This is a genomic window from Cellvibrio sp. pealriver (genome assembly GCF_001183545.1).
Classification (GTDB): Bacteria; Pseudomonadota; Gammaproteobacteria; order Pseudomonadales; family Cellvibrionaceae; genus Cellvibrio.
This window is the reverse complement of record NZ_KQ236688.1, coordinates 2,607,675-2,627,384: the sequence shown is the minus strand read 5'-3', so window position 1 is coordinate 2,627,384 and position 19,710 is coordinate 2,607,675. Positions and strand designations below refer to the sequence as shown.

The 19,710-nt window shown below is 48.0% G+C and carries 11 protein-coding genes; 6 read left to right on the top strand and 5 right to left on the bottom strand.

What is annotated here, in order from left to right; translation table 11 throughout:
• Positions 1–47: 47 nt before the first annotated feature.
• Positions 48–3,755 (bottom strand): discoidin domain-containing protein, encoded by a 3,708-nt coding sequence (locus tag VC28_RS11360; protein WP_053094193.1) that lies wholly within the window; start codon positions 3,753–3,755, stop codon positions 48–50.
• Between the two features lie 650 nt (positions 3,756–4,405).
• Here VC28_RS11360 and VC28_RS11355 point away from each other — a divergent pair.
• The gene (locus VC28_RS11355) at positions 4,406–6,427 is read left to right on the top strand and encodes a glycoside hydrolase family 97 protein (RefSeq protein WP_049630744.1); all 2,022 of its coding nucleotides are present in this window, start codon (positions 4,406–4,408) and stop codon (positions 6,425–6,427) included.
• A 256-nt stretch (positions 6,428–6,683) separates the two neighbouring features.
• On the top strand, positions 6,684–7,700 hold the full coding sequence (locus VC28_RS11350) for a LacI family DNA-binding transcriptional regulator (RefSeq protein ID WP_049630743.1): 1,017 nt from the start codon (positions 6,684–6,686) through the stop codon (positions 7,698–7,700).
• 32 nt (positions 7,701–7,732) lie between these two features.
• Here the strand turns inward: VC28_RS11350 and VC28_RS11345 are convergent, their stop codons facing one another.
• Entirely contained in the window at positions 7,733–8,617 is an 885-nt protein-coding gene (locus VC28_RS11345; protein WP_049630742.1) for a hypothetical protein, read from the bottom strand.
• A 253-nt stretch (positions 8,618–8,870) separates the two neighbouring features.
• Here VC28_RS11345 and VC28_RS11340 point away from each other — a divergent pair, with 253 nt between their 5' ends.
• A complete protein-coding gene (locus VC28_RS11340) occupies positions 8,871–9,218 on the top strand; it encodes a type II toxin-antitoxin system RelE/ParE family toxin (RefSeq protein ID WP_049630741.1) in 348 nt (115 codons plus the stop codon).
• Positions 9,215–9,514 carry an XRE family transcriptional regulator gene (locus VC28_RS11335; RefSeq protein WP_049630740.1) on the top strand — a complete coding sequence of 100 codons (300 nt, stop codon included), beginning with the start codon at positions 9,215–9,217 and terminating at the stop codon, positions 9,512–9,514. Before VC28_RS11340 ends, VC28_RS11335 begins: the two co-directional genes overlap by 4 nt.
• On the opposite strand, the gene VC28_RS11330 is transcribed toward VC28_RS11335, so the two are convergent.
• Positions 9,511–12,315 carry an EAL domain-containing protein gene (locus tag VC28_RS11330; protein WP_049630739.1) on the bottom strand — a complete coding sequence of 935 codons (2,805 nt, stop codon included), beginning with the start codon at positions 12,313–12,315 and terminating at the stop codon, positions 9,511–9,513. The genes VC28_RS11335 and VC28_RS11330 overlap by 4 nt on opposite strands.
• 490 nt (positions 12,316–12,805) lie before the next feature.
• Here VC28_RS11330 and VC28_RS11325 point away from each other — a divergent pair, with 490 nt between their 5' ends.
• Both VC28_RS11325 and VC28_RS11320 read left to right on the top strand, forming a co-directional pair.
• Complete coding sequence (locus VC28_RS11325; protein WP_049630738.1) at positions 12,806–13,936, top strand: transglycosylase SLT domain-containing protein; 1,131 nt, start codon at positions 12,806–12,808, stop codon at positions 13,934–13,936.
• Positions 13,936–14,337, top strand: coding sequence for a hypothetical protein (locus VC28_RS11320; RefSeq protein WP_049630737.1), 402 nt, complete (start codon positions 13,936–13,938; stop codon positions 14,335–14,337). Before VC28_RS11325 ends, VC28_RS11320 begins: the two co-directional genes overlap by 1 nt.
• 84 nt (positions 14,338–14,421) lie before the next feature.
• Here VC28_RS11320 and VC28_RS11315 read toward each other — a convergent pair whose 3' ends face one another.
• Complete coding sequence (locus VC28_RS11315; protein ID WP_049630736.1) at positions 14,422–16,281, bottom strand: glycoside hydrolase family 2 protein; 1,860 nt, start codon at positions 16,279–16,281, stop codon at positions 14,422–14,424.
• A 322-nt stretch (positions 16,282–16,603) separates the two neighbouring features.
• Positions 16,604–19,699, bottom strand: coding sequence for an efflux RND transporter permease subunit (locus VC28_RS11310; RefSeq protein ID WP_049630735.1), 3,096 nt, complete (start codon positions 19,697–19,699; stop codon positions 16,604–16,606).
• Positions 19,700–19,710: the final 11 nt, after the last annotated feature.

Below are 19,710 nucleotides of genomic sequence, written 5' to 3'. Positions count from 1 at the left end.
CTAAAAAAAGAGGAGCCCGAAGGCTCCTCTCAAGTCCATGCACAGGATTAAGGATTAATAATTAAATTAAATCCGGTTTGTACAAAGTTGGTGTTGGGGTTGGCGACGTTGCTGGTAGTTAAACCATTAAATGTCGCAGTCCCGTTATTGGTGTAGGTGTAAATTGCAGCACCCAAATGCGGGCCAGCAAAGCGCGATGTGGTCACGCCGTCTTTACCAGTACCGTTGATCTTGATGTTGTTAAACACCACATTTTGGAATCCGCCGCTGTAACCCATTTGGATTGCACTGCGTTGGGTATCGTAAATATCAATATTGGAAATAGTGACGTTACGGATAGGGTCGCTTGACGCTTCCAGATCAATCGCGCCGCGCTCACCGCCCCAGGTATCCAAACTGGTGCCGCTGCGGATAATGGTGCTGTTAGAGAACTCAATACCGGTATTGTTTTGGAAGTGATAACCGGGGAATACGGTATTCATACGGAAACCGGAGCTGCCCACACCATCCACAATTAAATTGTAAGTGGCTTTATGGCCGCTGCCGCCGAAGAACGCGATACCCGCTGCACGCCAGTTGAACTCAATGGTGTTGTAGGTGAACAAATTGTTTACACCGGCAGGTGCCGCATTTACATTGCTGGTCCATACTGCAAGGCCGTCATCACCGTTGTTACGGATGCTGCTATTGCGCACGGTTGAATTACTGGTGCCTTGCGCAAAGTTAACGCCGTCTGCCAAATTATTTCTGATGCGGCTATTTTCGATCAGCAAATTGTCCGCAAAAATTGCCGGTGTATGCGCGTAGTCAGCTACCCAGAATCCGCATTCAAAATGTTCAACCCACACATTGTGCACTTTGGAATTTTTACCAAAGTTATCCATAAACGCTTTATAGATTGCACCTTCGTTGTAGCGTGAGCGCAGCATGGAATTCATGTATACGTGGCTGAAATCCAACTGCCCTGCAACGCGGAACGAAATGCCGCCACCGGCCACATTCGGGTTGGTAAATTGAATGTTGGTATGCCACATACCTGCACCGCGAATGGTGATGTTGTTAATTTTGTTGGCGACAGAACCAATCACCCACATGTTGCCCAAATGGAAAGTGCCCGATGGAATGTAGAGGATTTGGTTATTGGCAACCGCCGCGGTTACTGCAGAATTAAATGCAGCCAAATCATCGTTACCGTCGTTGGCAATCGCACCAAAATCCGTCACAGAAACAGAATTCGCAGGGCGTGAAATTGCAGCAGGCACCTGTTCAATTTCAAGGAAGTCCACGCCGTATTCCAAACTGTCGCCATTGGCTTTGACGATGCGAATCACATCACCCGGATTCAATGGTGTGCTGAGTTTCCAATGCACTTCATCAAAACGGAACAACGGATTGCCACCACTTGGTGTATCAGCCGGATGCCCGCTACCGGCATTGAAATATTGATAGTTGTAATAAGAAGTGAGCGAAATGGTTTGCGCTTTTACGCCGTTTACCAATACATCCAATGAACCATTCAGCCCCATACCGTTGCTGGAATCCGGCATAGTGAAACGCATGGTTACACCTGCACCGCCCTCACCGGGGCGAACAGTCCATTGCGCGTAAGAGCCGTTGGATGGCAGTGCGATATAAGCTTGGCCAGATGCTTCAGATGCGGTCAGTGTTTGGATAAAAGTCGGCGCTGTTTTTAATTGCGCACCGCCACCGTAGGTTGCGTGTTCATTGTCGTAACGATCATAAGGAACTTGCGCGCCGTGAGTACCATTAGGCTCCCAGGGATCATTGCCACCACCGCCGGTATTTTCCTGAGTGGTAGTTGCCGTCACTTGGTTGCTCGCAGTGGAATTGCCGTATTGGTTAACCGCTACAACGGTGTAGTTGTAATTGGTCACCGGTGTTAAACCAGTATCTTCATAGGTAGTGCCGGAAACGGTCGCTACCAAGGTAGTGCCGCGCATAACGCGATAACTGGTTGCGCCGCTTGCTGCATCCCACGCGAGGAAAACGGATGATGCTGATGTTCCTGTCACGCGCAAATTTTGCGGCGTCGCAGGCGGTACCGGATCAGGATAACCATGCACTTCAAATTCCGACACTTGCGCTGCAGGCCAACCGGTATTGCCGGTGACGTTGATGCGCACAAAACGCGTTGCGGTTTCGTTGAAATTAATCGTCACAGTATTGGCTGATGACGGATTAAAAATATAACCCGCAGAATTCACCAGATTGGTAAATGCTGTACCGTTGCCGCTGCCCAATACCGACAAGGTTTGTGTGCGTGTTGCCCAAGCTGCATCGTTTGGTAATTTCAATACCACTTTGCTCACGCGATGGGTGCTGCCTAAATCGATGGTGAGTGTTTGTGGGAATGCGTTGTTATTACTTTCCCAATAGCTCGCCTGATTATTATCAACCGCGTTGCTGGCCGGTGTATGCCCGAGCGATGTGCTTGCCACAATTGGTTTACCGCCAGAGACTTTTACCACCAACGGATTCTGGTTGTTGCTATCGGTTGTGACGCTAACACTGTTGCTTTGTGCCGAACTGCCCGCCGCATTAAACGCACGCACGGTGTACGCATAAGTTGTGCCTGCACTTAAACCAGAATCGGTGTAAGTAGTGCTAGTTGTAGTGGTGACCAAATTTCCATTGCGCAAAATTTCATAACCATCCGCACCGCTTGCCGCTGTCCATGAAAGTGAAACGCTCGATGTGGTTTTGCCGGTAGACGATAAATTTTGCGGCACCGCAGGAACAGCGGGCGCATTATCGTTACTGAATTGCAGCCAGTTCACATTAAACAAACCGCCTGCAGCATTACCTTTAAACACCAAATACAAATTGTGTGTACCACTTGCCGATACATTCGCAGTTTTGGTTGTCCAGTTTTGCCAACCGCCGGTATTGGTAACCGCCACAGTGCCAATCAGTGAACCACTGATGCTACCCAAGCGCATTTCAATCGTACCGCCTGCAGTGTTGGACGCTACACGTGCGCTGACTTTATTTACACCGGAACCAAAATTCACATTGTTGAATGCCACCCAATCGGCATCATCAATCCAACCGATATTACTGCCACCACCGGTGTCCGATGTTGCTTCGGTTTGGATGCCACTCATGCTGTTGTAAGACGTTGCTTTGATTTGCGCGGTGGCATCGCGCGCGGGCGTTTGGTTATCGCCATAAACTTCCATTTCAGAAATTTGCGCCGCAGGCCAACCGGTATTGCTTGCGACATTCACGCGCACATAACGCGCGCTGCTGCTCGGTACATTGATGGTGACGGTGTTGCTGCTGCCGGGCACAAAGTTGTAATTGGCTGCATTCACTAATGTGGAATAACTGGAGCCATTCACGCTGCCGGACACTGAAATATTTTGTGTGCGTGACCCCCAGTTGGCGGGCAACTTTAAGCGCACCTGATTAACGTTATAGCTGCTTCCCAAATCCACGGTAAGTGATTGCGGAAAGGCATTGTTTTGGCTTTCCCAATAAGTAGCCTGGTTGCCATCAATCGTATTACCAGCGGTGTAGACATCCACACTGCTGGAAACGGTTGCGGTTTTTCCTTGAGCCAAATTGGTTTGGGCGTGGGCGATGCTGGTGGCCAGCGAGCCGATTAAACCCAGTGTGCCAAGTAAAAAACCGTTTCGTAAAAAACCGTTTCGTAAAAAACCGTTTCGTAAAAAACTGTTTCGTAAAAAAGCGTGCCGGGGCACAGCGGCTAGAGTAGCGCTTGAGGTTTTCATGCGGTTGTCCTCTTGTTATTGATTGTTGTAAAGCATCATAAGGTGTAAAGCATGGATTGCTGTGAAATGTCAGCCAAACACTGGATGCGCTGACATACGGCATCACAAATGAAATGTAAAAAATATTCAGGTGTCTGGTTGTGAACTACAGATCGAATTGTTTACCGCTAACTCGCATTTTTTATTGTTATGGATTGGGGCAAAAATATCTTAATGAGAGAAAATGGCTTGTGTCTAGATGAAAATCCCTTTTTTGAAAATCTGAAATCGATTTCTTTTTTTGAAAACGTTTGCACTTTTTAGAATTATCGACAGGGTTCACTTTTTGATTTTAGGGAGTAATAAAAATCATGATGGAATTGTGGATGGCGATTGTTTAATGCGCTCTTGTCTGAAATCGTTTTCAGAAATTTGAAAACGATTTCTTTTTTAAAAACAATGGTTTGTCGCTGGACACTGCATTAATCCTGATATTAAATTGAAAACAGCCAGCGGGATTTTGCTTGCAGAAGTAATCTGTTTTTACGTTCGCGACACAATAAATTGCTGCTCTATTTTTTTTGTTTTAAAAAAACTATATGTCTACGTTTTTTAAAAGACTAATAAAAACTGCATTATAAAAAATCAATCCATTATCAAGATTAAAAAGCATGAAAAAAATACTTATGATCTTTATTGCCTCCTGGGTTTCCAGTGCGGTTGCTGCCCAGGTACCGGCAGCCAGCATTTCTTCGCCATCGAAAACATTGGGTGTCAATTTTTACCTGTCTGCAACGGGTGAGCCCAGCTATAAAGTGTTTTATAAGGGTAAGGATGTAGTAGCTGATTCGCGTCTGGGTTATGACCTTAAAAATCAGGCGGACATGGCAAACGGTTTTAAAGTGGTATCCACCAAAGCAACACGCGTTGACCAAACCTGGGAGCAGCCTTGGGGCGAAGAGCGTTTTATTCGCAACCATTACAATCAGCTGCGCATTGCACTGCGTGAGGCCAGTGGTGCCAAACGCAAAATGGATGTGGTATTCCGTGTTTATGATGACGGTATAGGCTTTCGCTACGAATTCCCCAAGCAGGCATCAATGGAGTCGCTGGAAGTTCTGCATGAATTGACGCAGTTCAATATGGCTGCAGACCATGCCGCGTGGTGGACACCTGCACAGGCGGGCAACCAATACGAATATCTGTATAAGCAATCACCTATCAGCAAAATGGGATTAGTGCATACGCCCGTTACCATGAAAACGGCCGATGGTTTATATATCGCCCTGCATGAAGCAGCGCTGCACAACTATTCCACTATGAATGTTACCGGAGCCAGCGCAGGCAACATTAGCGCAACACTGGTGCCTACTTCTAAAAATATGCCAACGGCAGTGAGGCTTCAACTTCCCGCGGTCACGCCATGGCGCACGCTGCAAATAGAAGAATCAGCAGCGGATTTGATGACGAATTATTTAACGCTGAATTTAAACGAGCCGAATAAGTTGGGCGATGTTTCCTGGGTCAAGCCTGCAAAATATGTTGGCATTTGGTGGGAATTGCATTTGGAAAAAACTACTTGGAAATCGGGCGATAAGCACGGCGCAACCACAGCAAATACCAAAAAATATATCGATTTTGCAGCCAAGCATGGATTCGCAGGCGTGTTGGTAGAAGGATGGAACACAGGTTGGGATGGTGAGTGGTGGCTGCCGGGCGGCGGCAACGCATTTAATTTTTACACACCCATGCCTGACTTTGATGTAGAAGAGTTGAGCCGCTACGCGCAACAAAAAGGTGTTTACATTATTGGTCATCACGAAACCGGTGCGGCAATTGAAAATTATGAAAGCCAGTTAGAAGATGCCTTTGCATTTCTTGAGCGCTACGGCATGAAAGCGGTGAAAACCGGTTATGTCGAAACAGGCGAGGAATTGGTGAATGGGTTGTATCACCATGGCCAGTTCTATGTGAATCACGCGCAACGTGTAATTGATATAGCTGCCAAACACAAAGTGGCGATTGTTGCCCATGAAACAGTCAAAGATACCGGCGAGCGCCGCACCTATCCCAATATTATTTCGCGCGAAGTTGCACGCGGCCAGGAATACGATGCATGGTCTGCTGATGGCGGAAACCCGCCCAATCACACGGCGATATTACCCTTCACCCGTATGTTGTCCGGGCCGATGGATTTCACTCCCGGTGCATTTGAATTGACGCTGCCATCGCGGCCAAAAAATCAGGTAAACACAACACTGGCCAAACAACTGGCGCTCTATGTCGTGATTTATTCTCCGGTGCAAATGGCATCGGATTTACCTGAGCATTACGAGCAGCACCCGGATGCATTCCAATTTATTAAAGACGTAGCCGTGGATTGGGAAACTACCCGTCCTTTAGGTGGTGAAATTGGTGAGTATGTAGCGATAGCGCGTAAAGCGCGCAATAGCGATAACTGGTTTGTAGGTGCATTGACCAACGAAAACGCGCGCACACTGGAAGTGAAGTTAGACTTTCTTGATGCAGGCAAGCAATACACGGCGCGTATCTATCACGATGGCAAAGATGCTCACTATGCAAAGAATCCGGGAAGTTATGGAGTTAAAGAAATGGAAGTCAAAACTGGCGATGCAATTTCATTGCAACTGGCTCCCGGAGGTGGTGCTGCCATCAGTTTGATCGCCAAATAGTTGTTTTAAATTGTAAGTTTGTATTTCTTGTTTTTTTGTTACCCGTAGTCTCTCCCTTAGCTTGGGGCAGTGGTGAATAGTTATTCGGGGATGTGTCTTCCCTGAGGCGCTGAGGTATCCCGCTGCTCCTTTTTTTGCCAATTGTTAACGCGCGTTACTTTTTTGTAAAACCCACCGCTTTTCCCGCCAAAAAATGCTAGCCTTTACTCGCTAGACACAGCACAAAAGCCAATAACAAAAAAATCAGGGTCGTTAAATGATTGGAATCAAAGAGATTGCCAAAGAGGCAAAAGTATCTCCCGCTACTGTATCGCGTGTGTTGCGCAACCCCGAGTTGGTCACTGAAGACAAGCGCAATCGTGTGCTGGAAGTTGTCAAGCGCACAGGTTATACACCCAATAGCCTTGGTGTCAGTTTGCGAATGTCCAAAACCTATAACCTGGTGGCCATTATTCCTGATGTAATCAGTGTGTTTAATTATCCGGTTATCCGCGCGATTGAAAGTATCGCATTGGAAAAAGGCTATTCATTGCTGCTGGGTGATACACAAGAAAAGGAAAGCCGAGAGCGATCGTTTGCCAACATGGTGCGCTCGCGCCAGGCCGATGGCATTTTATTATTTTGTTCGCGCCTGCCGTTTGATATAGACCCGGAAAAACCGGTCGCCGAACAGTTGCCCCCATTGGTTAATGCTTGTGAGCCGGTAGGTGTTGAGGGTATTCCCAGTGTCAATATCGATAACGCTGCCGCTGCTGAGGATGCAGTCAATTATTTATTAAGTCTGGGGCACAAACGCATAGGTGTGATTGCTGGCAATATGAGTGTGCCCAGCACCCAAAGCCGCATGGAAGGTTATAAACGGGCGCTTGCCAATGCGGGCATTACATTTGATGAACAGCTGGTGCAAATTGGAAATTACGCATTGAGCGGTGCAGCGGAAGCCACGCGCAAACTCGCACAATTGGCTAATCGGCCCACGGCTATTTTTGCATTCAGCGATGAAATGGGCATGAGCTGCATGTCAACATTGCACAAAATGGGTTTTAAAATTCCACACGATTTTTCAGTGATGGGCTTTGATAATATTCGCTATGCCGAATATTGCAGTCCATCGCTGACGACGATAGCGCAACCGATGACTGAAATTGGAATTGCCTGTATGGAATTGTTATTGCCGCAGCTCAATGGCGAACCAATGACATCGGTCAACCGGATTTTGCCGCACGAGTTAATAGTGCGTGAAAGCACCGGCTTGGCACCGCAGTTGATTTAATCCCAGTTTGCGCTGGAATTTTTTTGATTTTTTTACTGATCGCCTTTTTTGACGGGCGGATTCAGTAGTGTCCAGTTTTTTACTTGTGGATGAAAAAATCCACACTCTTCATACGCGCGCTGGATGACATTTTTTTGTTCCAGTAGCGCTATGCCTTTTTGTAGTGCAGCAAATATGGCCTCACCTTGCGGATGTTTTTTACTGACAGGCCAATGGCGGCTGCCGGGCAAACCAACCTTCACGCCGGGAATGGGTACCAGTTCCAGATTCTCAACCACCACTTTCATTTCCGGGTTGGGTTGAAACGGAGCGAGGGTGAAATCTGCGCGCCCGGCTACCACCATCCGCACGATTTGCACCCAATAAGTTGAGTAGTGAATTTTTTTCACTCCCAGTGATTTCAAGGTGGCGACATCAGCTTTCCAGTGGTTGTTGGATGCAGCGCTCAAATGGCTAATTTGCTCGCGTGTTGTCGCTGCCAGTGCTCGCTGATGTGTGTTGCGCGTGTAAAGCCCTGCAATAAATTCACCTTCATCCACTAGTGCTGAGGTGATGAAAAAAGAATCCTTGTCAGACTTAATATCACTGCGCCACATGAGTGCACCGGAAACGGGTATCTGGCCATCTTTGATTAATTTCAGGATGCGCAAATAACTGTTTTCCGGACGAAAAGTAACACGGCCTTTATAGCCGCCCAAATGCAAGGCTTGCTGCAAAAGAACAAGTTCAATGACATCGCGGCGAGCACCGGTGCCACCATAATAATTAATAGTGAGTGGATCGCGGTCGCCTACAAATAATTGGTAATCCGCAATAATATCTTCATCTGCGGCAGCGGTGATGATATTTGCCGCCGTGCTGGCAACGGGGAATAGACAGCTACATACAGCAAGCAGTATTCCAAAAAAAATCTTCAACAGGTTTCTCCTTGGAAAGCGTAGTGGCCAGAGTCTCCCCACATCCTGTTGAGGCAGTATTTCTATAAATAGTGGTTATATTGATTTTTAATATTATGCACAACTTCTTTGCAGAATAACGTTGGGATTTCACTATCCAGGCTGGGGATTATGGGCTGGATTTGAAGAAAAATCATAAAAAATAATCAAAAACCGGGTTTATATTTTGTACCATTAATGGTACATTTGATCAAAATGGACAAGGATAAGCCTAATGCCTCCGCAACCGCTAATTGCTCGATTCTTTAAAACCGGCCTTGGGGCTGAACCTGTAAGGGAATGGCTGCTCAGCAGTACAGTTGCTGATCGTAAAATTATTGGTGATGACATTCGCACTGTTCAAATTGGTTGGCCAATCGGAATGCCATTGGTGCGCAAGTTGGATGCAGATTTGTGGGAAGTTAGATCCCATGTAAAGGACGGAATAGCCAGAGTGATTTTTACAATGTACGGTAATACCATGATTTTATTGCACGGCTTCACCAAAAAATCACAAAAAATTCCCGCAGGCGAGTTAACAACTGCAAAAACCCGTCTGAAACAATTTAGAGGTGATCTATGAAAAAGTCAGTCAGCAAACATACTGGTAGCGACTTTGAGGATTTTCTTGCCGAAGAAGGGTTGCTGGATGATGCAAACGCTGTGGCCATTAAGCGCGTGCTCGCTTGGCAAATTCAAAACGAAATGAAGAATCAACACATCAACAAAACCAACATGGCGAAACGTATGCAAACCAGCCGATCATCATTAGATCGTTTACTGGACGAGCATGACACCAGCCTCACTTTGAGCACGCTTACCAGTGCAGCGCAGGCACTCGGCAAGAAAGTAAAAATTGAACTAGTAGAAGCGGTTTAAATATTGAGACTGTAAAGTGTTGTCCAGACAGGGGCGGGTTTCCAGGTGGCGACCCAATGAGGAATTTCTGCGGCGGGCATGGGGCGGGCAATACCGTAGCCTTGCGCTAGTTCGCAACCCAATGGAATGAGCAATTCACCGTGCGCAATCGTTTCAACGCCTTCAGCGATAACCTTGCGGTGAAACGCATTGGCAAGGCTGATAACTGCTTTCACGATTTCCAAATCATCCGGGTCATCGAGCATATCGCGGATAAACGTCTGATCAATTTTTAAAAGACCTGCAGGTAAGCGCTTTAGGTAAGTGAGTGATGAATAACCTGTACCAAAATCATCTACTGCAAAACTAACACCCAGTGCGCGGCACGCGCGCATTAATTCCGCTACTTCTGCAATATCTTTTAACGCACTGGTTTCAACAATTTCCAGTTCCAGAAAAGTAGCGGGCACGTCTGGGTGCATGGATAAATGTTCAGCAAGGCGCACAGCAAAATTGCTTTGTTGCAATTGCATTGCACTGATATTGACACTGACAGGAATGTGCAACCCCATCAGTCGCCAACGTGAAATTTGTTGCAGCGCATCATTAATAACCCAATCACCCAGTTCAATGCTGAGTGGGTGGTCCTCAATCACCGGTAAAAATGTAGCGGGTGATAACAGCCCGCGTTCCGGATGCTGCCAACGCACCAGTGCTTCAGCGCCAATGACTTCACCGGTGCGCATATTTACTTTCGGTTGGTAAAACAATACAAATTCTTTTTTATCCAGTGCCGCACGAATATGCTCCAGGGTTTCGCGTTGGCTTTTGCTGGCAATATCTTTTGCCACATCAAACAAGTGATAGCAGTTTTTTCCTGCCTGCTTGGCGATATACATAGCTTGGTCGGCATGGCGTAATAACTGGTCAGCATCGGCGTTGTCCTGTGGATAAAGAGTGGCACCAATACTGGCGGATACACGCAAAAATTGTTGATTGAGCATGATCGGTTCTGCTGCGATCTGTAACAATCTGTTCAACACCACTTCGTAATCGTCCGGACGTTCCAGATCGGCCATCACCACAACAAATTCATCGCCTCCTATACGGGCAAGCGTATCGCTTTCGCGCAATGCTTCTTTTAATCGGTGCGCAATATTTACCAGCAATTGATCACCCATGTCGTGACCGTATTGATCGTTGACCGCTTTAAATCCATCCAGATCGAGATAGACCACTGCAAGTGAACCGTTCTTGCGGTGGCAATGCGCGATCGCTTGCTTTAAACGGTCGGCGAGCAGTACGCGGTTAGGCAGACCTGTGAGCGCATCGTAATGTGCGATGTATTCGAGCTGCCGTTGATGTTCTTTCAGTGGTGTAATGTCGGTAAATAAATTGACATAATTTTGCGCAACACCGTGAATATCATGCACAGCACTGATCGTCATCAAGGCTGCATAGACTTCACCGTTTTTGCGTTTGTTCCAGATCTCGCCGTGCCAGTCGCCGGTGTGCAGCAAGTCTTTCCACATGGCAGCATAAAATTCTTTATCGTGAAAGCCCGACTGCAACAAGCTCGGGTTTTTACCGATCACTTCTTCGCGCGAGTAACCCGTGATGTCGGTAAAAATATCATTGGTTTCAATAATATTTCCGGCGGCATCGGTAATTAATATGCCTTCGTTGGCATGTGTAAATACACTGGCTGCCAGGTGCAAGCGCGCTTCTGCAAGGGATTGTTCAATGGCGACTGACGTGAGCTTTGCCTCGCTTTCAATTAAGCGGATTTCTGTATCTGATGGGTTGCGGTTGTGGCTGTGATAAAGCGCAAAAGTGCCCAGTACTTTCCCTTGTGCAGAAAAAATAGGTTGCGACCAGCAAGAATTTATATTGATTTGTTTTGCTATATGGCTAAAGGCTTGAGTCCAGGGGTGTGTATGTACATCAGCCACAATAACCCTGTGGCCGAAATAAGCTGAGCTGCCACAGACGCCCATGCCTTCACCGACAGGCAAACCATTAATGGCATCGATAAAAAAATCAGGCAACCCATGCGATGCTGCCGCGTGCAAATGTTTTTCATCAGCATCCAACAACATGATGCTACAAAAACTTCCGGGCAATAGAATTTCAATATCGGTAGCGAGCGCAGTGAGTATTTCGTTCAGCTCAACTTTGGCGAGTAACATTCCCAGAATACGGTTTTGATGTTGGTGCCGTCGCTCTGCTTGTTTGCGCTCGCTTATATCCTGATAAATACCGGTAAGCCGCACGACTTTTCCATTTTCCATGTGTGCAGTGCAGGTGGTTCGTATATCAATTTTTCGACCTTTGAATGTATATTTTTCAATTTCAATATCAAATACTTCGCCAGTCTCCATTGCGTGTCGCAATGCTTTTGCAATGCGCTCGCGTGAATCTGGTGGATACATAGAGAAGCCTTCATCCAGGCTGGGGGTATATTCTGCGGGAGTCGTATCGTGGATTGCATAGGTTTCTGCGGTCCAGTAAATGCGTCGCGTCGCTACATCCATTTCCACGCCGCCTACTTTGGCAATACTTTGCGATGCCTCCAGAATGCGCGTATTGGTGCGCAATGTTTCCAATTGCTGACGTTCGAGCAGGCTGAGTTCTTCAAGTTTTTGTTGCAGGCTTTGCAGTTCAGCACGTTGCAAATCCAACGCAAGGCGATAAACCTGTAATTCACGCTCTGCTAATTGCAAAGGCGTTAATTCAGGCAAGGAGGTGCCGCGCAGTGGATGCAGTTGTTCCAATGCGCGGTGATAAAATTCAGAGCTGTCGTTTAATACTTTGGATGCCATAATCCAGATCCATTCCTTCAGTAAAATTCTCCTGTGCGGTTGCACCTTGAGCGCTAGAAATATAGCAGCGCAAAGCAACCCTGTCGAAGTGCTTAAACATTCTCTTGCACGAGCATTTTTGTTGTTAGATCAAAATGATTGAGCGCAATAAAAATTGCTGTTTTTTCTCCATAAATAAACAGATTTTTATCGCAATATGTAAATTAGGCGTGGGTTTTAATAACCAGGTTTGTCGGTGTTAAATTAGGCGCTGTAATACGCTGTAATAAAATAATCGCTAATGGTAATAGGCGAGGCGTTAGACGCGGCGCAGTCCTGCATCTTTGGTGCATCAAAATGCAGCACTTGCCAATCTGTTAGCTAATCCACACTTTCACCATCTACCACACCGCTTGTATTGACCTGCCCGCCTCACCCCAATAGGGTGTGCGCCGTCACCGTGTTGCCCTCGGGCATGGACGAATTTTCCGCCGCTACAAGGAGTTACCGCATGCAAACTTTTGCAATCAAACACCGCGCCCAACTGACATGGGAAGACCTTCCGTTTGTGGAGGCTCCTGTGTTTGCACATACCCATATTATGCAGATGCTGAACAACCCCAATCATTTGTGGATGCGCATCGAAAACCTCCCGGAATTTATCCGCACAGAAATTGGTTCTTACAGCTCGTTAAGAAATCACGATTATGCCAACAACAAAATAGAACGCCTGATCGGCAGCGGCCTCTATTTCAACGTATGCCGCACTGGAAAACCTTTTTGTGCTGCATTTACCTGGCAAGAGGATTCCGAACACCCGCACAAAGGTTTTTGGACTGATCCACTTAACTACTACTGGCGCGCATCTGTCGCCATTAAAAATCAATTGATGTTGATTGCTAACCAATGGCATAGATTGCAGACATTAGAATTTACAGAGTCATTACTGCAATCGCCTTTTGCGATTGCGCAAGAAAAAGTTGAAGAGGTTTTTTCTGTTGCGAATAGAAAACCAGAATCCGTAATGGTAACCTCAAAAGCGGTGGTTGTTTCATCAGAAAGTAAAGCAATTCATCCTAAGAAAGTTAAAAGTAAAAGTCTGTCTGGATCTCCCTATGAAGATGATTATGATGAAATAATCTGGAAGGCATCAAAAGAATACGGTGTTCCGCCAGAAATTTTGAAAGCAAAAATTAGAAAAGAGTCAACGTTTAATAATGAGGCAAGAAATACCAATAATGTAGATGCAAGCACTACAGTTGGGTTAGGGCAATTTACAGAAAGTACCGCTATGGTCTACGGGCTAAGAGTTGATGAATCAATCGATGAGCGTTTGGTGCCTGCGAAAACTATTCCGGCTCAAGCAAAAATGCTTCGTAAAGAATTCGATCGATTTCGCAATTACGCTAACAATGATATTGAAGGCTGGAGGTTTGCGTTGGCATCTTACAATTTAGGCTATGCAAAGGTTTATAGTCAGTTAGAAGTTGCAGAGCCCTATATGGATCAAGGTAAGGTTGCATACAACCATAGTAGCATGACCTTTTGTAAGGGCTCGTATACGCCAACTATTATGGGGTTGGAAGGCGATATTGGTGGTTGGGCAAAAGAATATTCACACGACTTTTTGAGGTTTAAATAATGATGTTCAGGTTTAGAAAAATTTTTATATTAACAGTCTTGGTTTCATTACCTTGCTACTCAGGAGAGGGGCTGAGTGAGGGAGAGGTTGTTGATAAACTGATAAGTGATACCAATAAAAAATATGAGTCATATTTTAGTATCAGTAAAGACGATGTCATTATAGGGAGGCGTGATGTTGATGGAAATGGGTCAGAAGATCTTTTGATTTTTTATGATGGTCGCTGTGGTATATCGAGAGGGTGTGAAATGGATATATATCTATGCCTATCTGCATCCTCCTGTGAAGTTAAAAGATATTGCTATGCTGGAACTCTTTATGAAGGACAAGTAAAGAATAAAGGGGCAACGCTTAACTGCGAAAATCCGCAGAAAAATGAAGAAGAGGATCTTTCTTCCTAACGTTATTGATCACTTCAATTTCGAATTACGTTTTTTTGAAATTTAATGAAAGCTCCCGGCGCTGCCGGGAGCTTTTATTTTTATCTACTGCTTTTGTTTCATTTCTTGCTCTTTCTTCTCGTAATAACTCTGCAATACAAAAAACGCTTTTTTCTTTTTGCCTTCATTGGAGAAAACACCTTTGCGGTTGAAGTCATCCTGAATGCCATCTAATAGGCGGCGGGGAGAGCGGAAGTCGGTGAGGATCCAGGGGGAGGTGCCGACGTAGCCGTCGATTTTGTCGATCATGCCCAAACTCTTGATGTAGAGATTTTCCTGGAATTCTTCAGTGAAAATGGTATTTACATCGCCATGATAGCCATAGCGCGCGCCGCCGCCGAATTCGCTGATGAATACCGGTTTGTCGTAGTTAATTTCCCATGTCACTTTGTCTGCTTTTTCTGGCAGGCCATCGTACCAACCGATGTATTGGTTGAAACTCACCATGTCCACTATGTCTGCGAGTGGGTCTTCTACAACAGCGATGTTGGGATTATCGCTGCGGTAATGTTTTTCCATAGCAGCGCTTAATAAACGTGTGTTATCCAGCGCGCGTGCGGTTTTGGCGAGGCGGCCGAGGAATTGGTTGCGTACATCTGATACGGGCGTTTCGTTGGCGAGTGACCAAATGATCACTGCTGCGCGGTTTTTGTCGCGCTCGATCATCGCGGTTAATTGTGCTTCTGCGTTTTTATAGGTCTCTTCATTTTTCCAATTAATCGTCCAGTAAACCGGAATTTCTGACCACACCAATAAGCCCATTTGATCAGCAAGGCGCACCATATCCTCGTTATGCGGGTAATGGGCGAGGCGTACAAAGTTTGCGTTCAGGTCTTTTGCCCAATTTAATAACGCTTGCGCTTCTTTGGCATTTTTAACGCGACCACCGCCTTCAGCAGAATATTCTTCGTGTACCGAAATGCCACGCAAGAACAAGGGTTTTCCGTTTAACAATAATTGTTTGCCTTGGGTGGTGATGGTACGCAAACCGATGGTGTCGGTGAGTTTGTCTTTGCCGCTGGTAACTTGTACGGCATAGAGTTTTGGATTTTCCGGCGACCAGAGTTGTGCATCAGGTACTGTGAAAGAAAACGTGGCGTTGCCGTTTTTATCGGTCGTTAGTGTTTGTTTTATATTTAATTCAGGCAGGCGCAGCTGAATTTTTTCACCGCCTTTAGCGCCGTCTAACAACACAGAGCCGGAAACCGTTTTTTGCTCAAGCGATGTGAGGGCGATTTTATAATCGCGGATAAACACACCGGGCACATTCAATAATTTTACTTCACGGGTGATGCCGCCGTAATTCCACCAGTCGGTGTTGAGTGTGGGTACGGCATCGGCGTGACGTTTGTTGTCTACTTTGATAATCAGTGAGTTGTCTTTGGATTTAAGTTTGCCGGTCACTTCGTAATGGAAGGGCGTAAAACCACCGACGTGTACGCCGAGTTTTTTACCGTTCAGATATACATCTGCGCGGTAATTCACGGCAGCAAAATAAATAAATTGGCGATCACTTTTATTGGCTTTGGGTGCATCGAATTTTTTGCGATACCACACACTGCCTTCGTAGTAATAGAGTTTTTCGTTTTGGGTATTCCAATCGCCGGGTACTTGCAGGGTATCGGCTTTATCAAAATCGTATTCGATCAGATCCGAGGGCGTTTTTTGTTTTGAGTCGGTGAAAAACGCGTTGACCGATGGATTCTCTTGTTGATCGAAGGGTTCGTAGCGATAGTTGTAATACCCGTTTTCGTAAGGATCGACAATAATTTTCCATTCGCCATTTAATGACAACGCATCGCGTGTGTAGGCTTGGAAGGCAGGGTTTTGGGTTGATTCCGCCGCTGTCGCAAACGGGGCAAACCAGACGCAACTGAATAGTGCGCCAAGCAAAAATAGTTTCATGGTCTTTTCTCTGTTGACGGTGGTCTTATGGTTTATATGTGCTTGTCTGTGCAAGCTAGGTGTCAGGTTCAGTAGAAAATTGCGGGTACGGTGAACGGCATGAGCGGGTGGTGGTTGAATAATGGTTTGGCTCTGCATGCTTGTATACCAGCAGCCACAATTTTAGTCTGGTTTGCGTTGTGACTTTAAGCCGGGAGGGGGTAAATAATTGTTAACCGCCCGCACTGATGCTGAATGCGTGGCATCAATGCGGGCGGTATTAAATGCGGTTGGCTTTGAAATACTCTGCACTCTGGGTTGGCGCGCGTTGTAGGTTGGAATATCAGTGGGCTGCCGCCTGTGAGCCTGTTTTCTGCAGCCCCCAATTGCGCACCTTTTCCATATACAAATACACCACCGGCGTGGTGAATAAGGTGAGGAATTGGCTGACGGCCAAGCCGCCGATAATGGTAATTCCAAGCGGTGTACGCAGCTCTGACCCCTCATTGAAACCGAGGATCAGCGGCACTGCGCCAAGCAGACCCGCGAGGTTGGTCATGAGGATGGGGCGCAGGCGGATCATCGCCGCTTGATAAATGGAATCGCGTGAGGAAAGCCCTTCGTTGCGCTCCAGCTCCAGCGCAAAGTCGATCATCAGGATCGCGTTTTTCATCACTATCCCGATCAGCAAAAATAACCCGAGCATCGCAATCAAGCTAAACGGTGTATCGGTCAGCCAGAGTGCGAGCAGGGCACCGATTCCCGCCGAAGGCAGGGTGGACAAAATGGTGAGCGGGTGGATAGTGCTCTCGTACAAAATCCCCAAAATTAAATAGACCGCGAGCAGTACGCAGGCTATTAATACCGCAGGGTTTTGCGCCATACCCGGCACGCTTGGCCCCCAACCGGGGCGACTGCTGCCTGAAGGGGCGAGGTAGACTTCTTTAGGCATCATCAATTCAGCGACTTTGGCTTCAATCGCGATGCGCGCCTGCTCCGCCGTCACACCTTCCGCCAAGCCATAGCCAATACTTTCCGACACAAACTGGTTGCTGTGGCGCACGCGGTCTTCGGCCAGACCGTAATCGAAGCTGGAGAAGGTTGAGAGCGGCACGCGCTTGCCATCGCGGGTGATGACTTGCAATTGGTTCAGCACTTCCGGCGTGGCGGTGTAGCCGGGCTCCAGTTCCATCACCACGCGATATTGGTTCATCTCCTCATACATGGTGGAGACTTGCCGCTGCGAGAAGGAGTTATTCAGCAGACTGGCGACGGTAGTCATGTCCACACCCAAGCGCTGCGCGGTTTCACGATCAATGGTGAGGTTGATTTGCTGGGTGCCTTCCTCGCGCACGCCGTCAATTTCGGTGAGCTCTTTCATGCCTTCCATCGCGGTGGTCAGTTTGGCCGCCCACTTGTACAGCAAGCGGATATCGTCCGACAACATCATCACTTCATGCTGGCTGCGGCTGAACGGCGAACTGAGGCGAATATCCTGATCTGGCCCCACCATGAGCATGGCGCCGGGAATGGTCGGGATCTCGCGGCGGATGCGGTCGGTCACTTCCATCACCGATACCCCGCGTTCTGCCATGGGCTTGAGGCTGATGCGCATCCACGCATTACTGACCCCGTTGCCGCCACCGCTTGCGCCGAATACGTCTTCAACGGCGGGGTCGGCCAACAGCACTTTGCGGAATTCCTGGATTTTGGGCTGCATCAACTGGAACGAAAAACCGTCATCGCCGCGTATCCAACCGGTCATTTGGCCGGTGTCTTGCTCGGGCAGCATGGTTTTGGGAATGGCGATGTACAGGTAAATATTGATGCCGATCACCGCTGCGAGAATCAGCATCACAATGCGGCTGTGGCGCAGCGCCCAATCCAGCGCGACGGCATAACCTTGTTTGATGTCATCAAAAATGCCTGGCTGTGGTTCTTTCTGCGCTGCATTTTTGGGCTCTGCTTTGAGCAGTTGGCCGCACAGCGCCGGGGTGAGGCTGAGCGAGATCACCAGCGAAATCAGCATGGCCGCCGCAAGGGTGATGGAGAATTCGCGGAACAGTTTTTCTACCACGCCGCCCATCAGCAGGATGGAGACAAAAATCACCACCAGCGTCACGTTCATCGCCAGTAGGGTAAAACCGACTTCGCGCGCGCCCTGAATGGCGGCCTGAAACGGCGGCATGCCTTTTTCGATATGGCGTTTGATGTTTTCCAGCACCACGATGGCATCGTCAACGACCAATCCGGCAGCGACGATCAAGGCCATGAGCGACAGGTTATTGAGCGAGAAGCCCCACAGGTACATCACCGAAAACGCACCGATAATCGCCACCGGAATCGCAAGCGTCGGGATCAGCGCACTCTGGGCGCTGCGCAAAAACAGGAACACCACGCCGACCACCAATAACACCGCGACCGCGAGTGTGATCTGCGCTTCTTTAAGGGTGGCGCGGATGCCGGGCGAGCGGTCCATCACCACTTTTAGTTGGGTATCGCCGGGCATCAGCGCGCGCAATGTGGGCAGTTGCGCGTTGATGGCATCGATGGTCTCGACAATATTAGCGCCCGTTTGGCGGCTTACCGTCAGTGTCACGGCAGAGCTGTGGTTGTGGAAGCCGTCGGTATAGCGGTTTTCCACCGAATCGCTCACGGTGGCCACATCGCGCAGGCGCACTGGGCCTGCATCGCCGTAGCGGATCACCAGATTCTGGTAATCCGCGGCAGTGCGCAGGGTTTCGCTGGTGTACACCTGCCAGCGCGAATCATCTTCTTCCAGTATGCCCAGCGGGCGCTGCACGTTGGCGTTGCTGATGGCATTGCGCACTTCATCCAGCGCGATGCCGTAGCTGGAAAGCATATTGGGGTTCAGCTGGATACGTACGGCGGGCAATGATGCCCCGTCGATCCCCACTTGCCCCACGCCTTTAATCTGCGCCAGTTTTTGCGCAAGGATGGTCGAGGCGGCATCGTAAAGCGCGCTGGGCGATAAGTTGGGTGAGCTCAGTGCCAGCGCCATAATCGGTGCTTGCGATGGGCTGACTTTGCGATAGCTCGGGTTGCCGGGCATACCGGCTGGCAATTGGCCGCGAGCGGCATTGAGTGCGGCTTGCACATCGCGCGCGGCGGAATCCAAATCGCGGTCAAGGGTAAACTCGACCCAGATAAACGTAGAGCCTTGGGTCGAGTTGGAGTTGATCGCCGTTACCCCGGGAATACTGCCAAGCGCACGCTCCAGCGGCGTTGCAACGGTGGAGGCCATGCTTTCAGGGCTGGCACCGGGCAGGGCAGCAAAAATCTGTACCGCCGGAAAATCCACCTGCGGCAGTGGGGCGACGGGCAACATGCGCCAGGATAAAAGCCCGAGCAATACAATCCCGATCGCCACCAGCGATGACGCGACGGGTCGTTTAATAAAAGGTTCTGCGATGGTCATAAGGTGATCTC

Excerpts from the sequence above, each read along its gene's own strand:
- VC28_RS11360 (WP_053094193.1), bottom strand. The coding sequence starts at position 3,755 with ATGAAAACCTCAAGCGCTACTCTAGCCGCTGTGCCCCGGCACGCTTTT.
- VC28_RS11320 (WP_049630737.1), top strand. The coding sequence starts at position 13,936 with ATGATGTTCAGGTTTAGAAAAATTTTTATATTAACAGTCTTGGTTTCA.
- VC28_RS11340 (WP_049630741.1), top strand. The coding sequence starts at position 8,871 with ATGCCTCCGCAACCGCTAATTGCTCGATTCTTTAAAACCGGCCTTGGG.
- VC28_RS11350 (WP_049630743.1), top strand. The coding sequence starts at position 6,684 with ATGATTGGAATCAAAGAGATTGCCAAAGAGGCAAAAGTATCTCCCGCT.
- VC28_RS11330 (WP_049630739.1), bottom strand. The coding sequence starts at position 12,315 with ATGGCATCCAAAGTATTAAACGACAGCTCTGAATTTTATCACCGCGCA.
- VC28_RS11315 (WP_049630736.1), bottom strand. The coding sequence starts at position 16,281 with ATGAAACTATTTTTGCTTGGCGCACTATTCAGTTGCGTCTGGTTTGCC.
- VC28_RS11310 (WP_049630735.1), bottom strand. The coding sequence starts at position 19,699 with ATGACCATCGCAGAACCTTTTATTAAACGACCCGTCGCGTCATCGCTG.
- VC28_RS11355 (WP_049630744.1), top strand. The coding sequence starts at position 4,406 with ATGAAAAAAATACTTATGATCTTTATTGCCTCCTGGGTTTCCAGTGCG.
- VC28_RS11325 (WP_049630738.1), top strand. The coding sequence starts at position 12,806 with ATGCAAACTTTTGCAATCAAACACCGCGCCCAACTGACATGGGAAGAC.
- VC28_RS11335 (WP_049630740.1), top strand. The coding sequence starts at position 9,215 with ATGAAAAAGTCAGTCAGCAAACATACTGGTAGCGACTTTGAGGATTTT.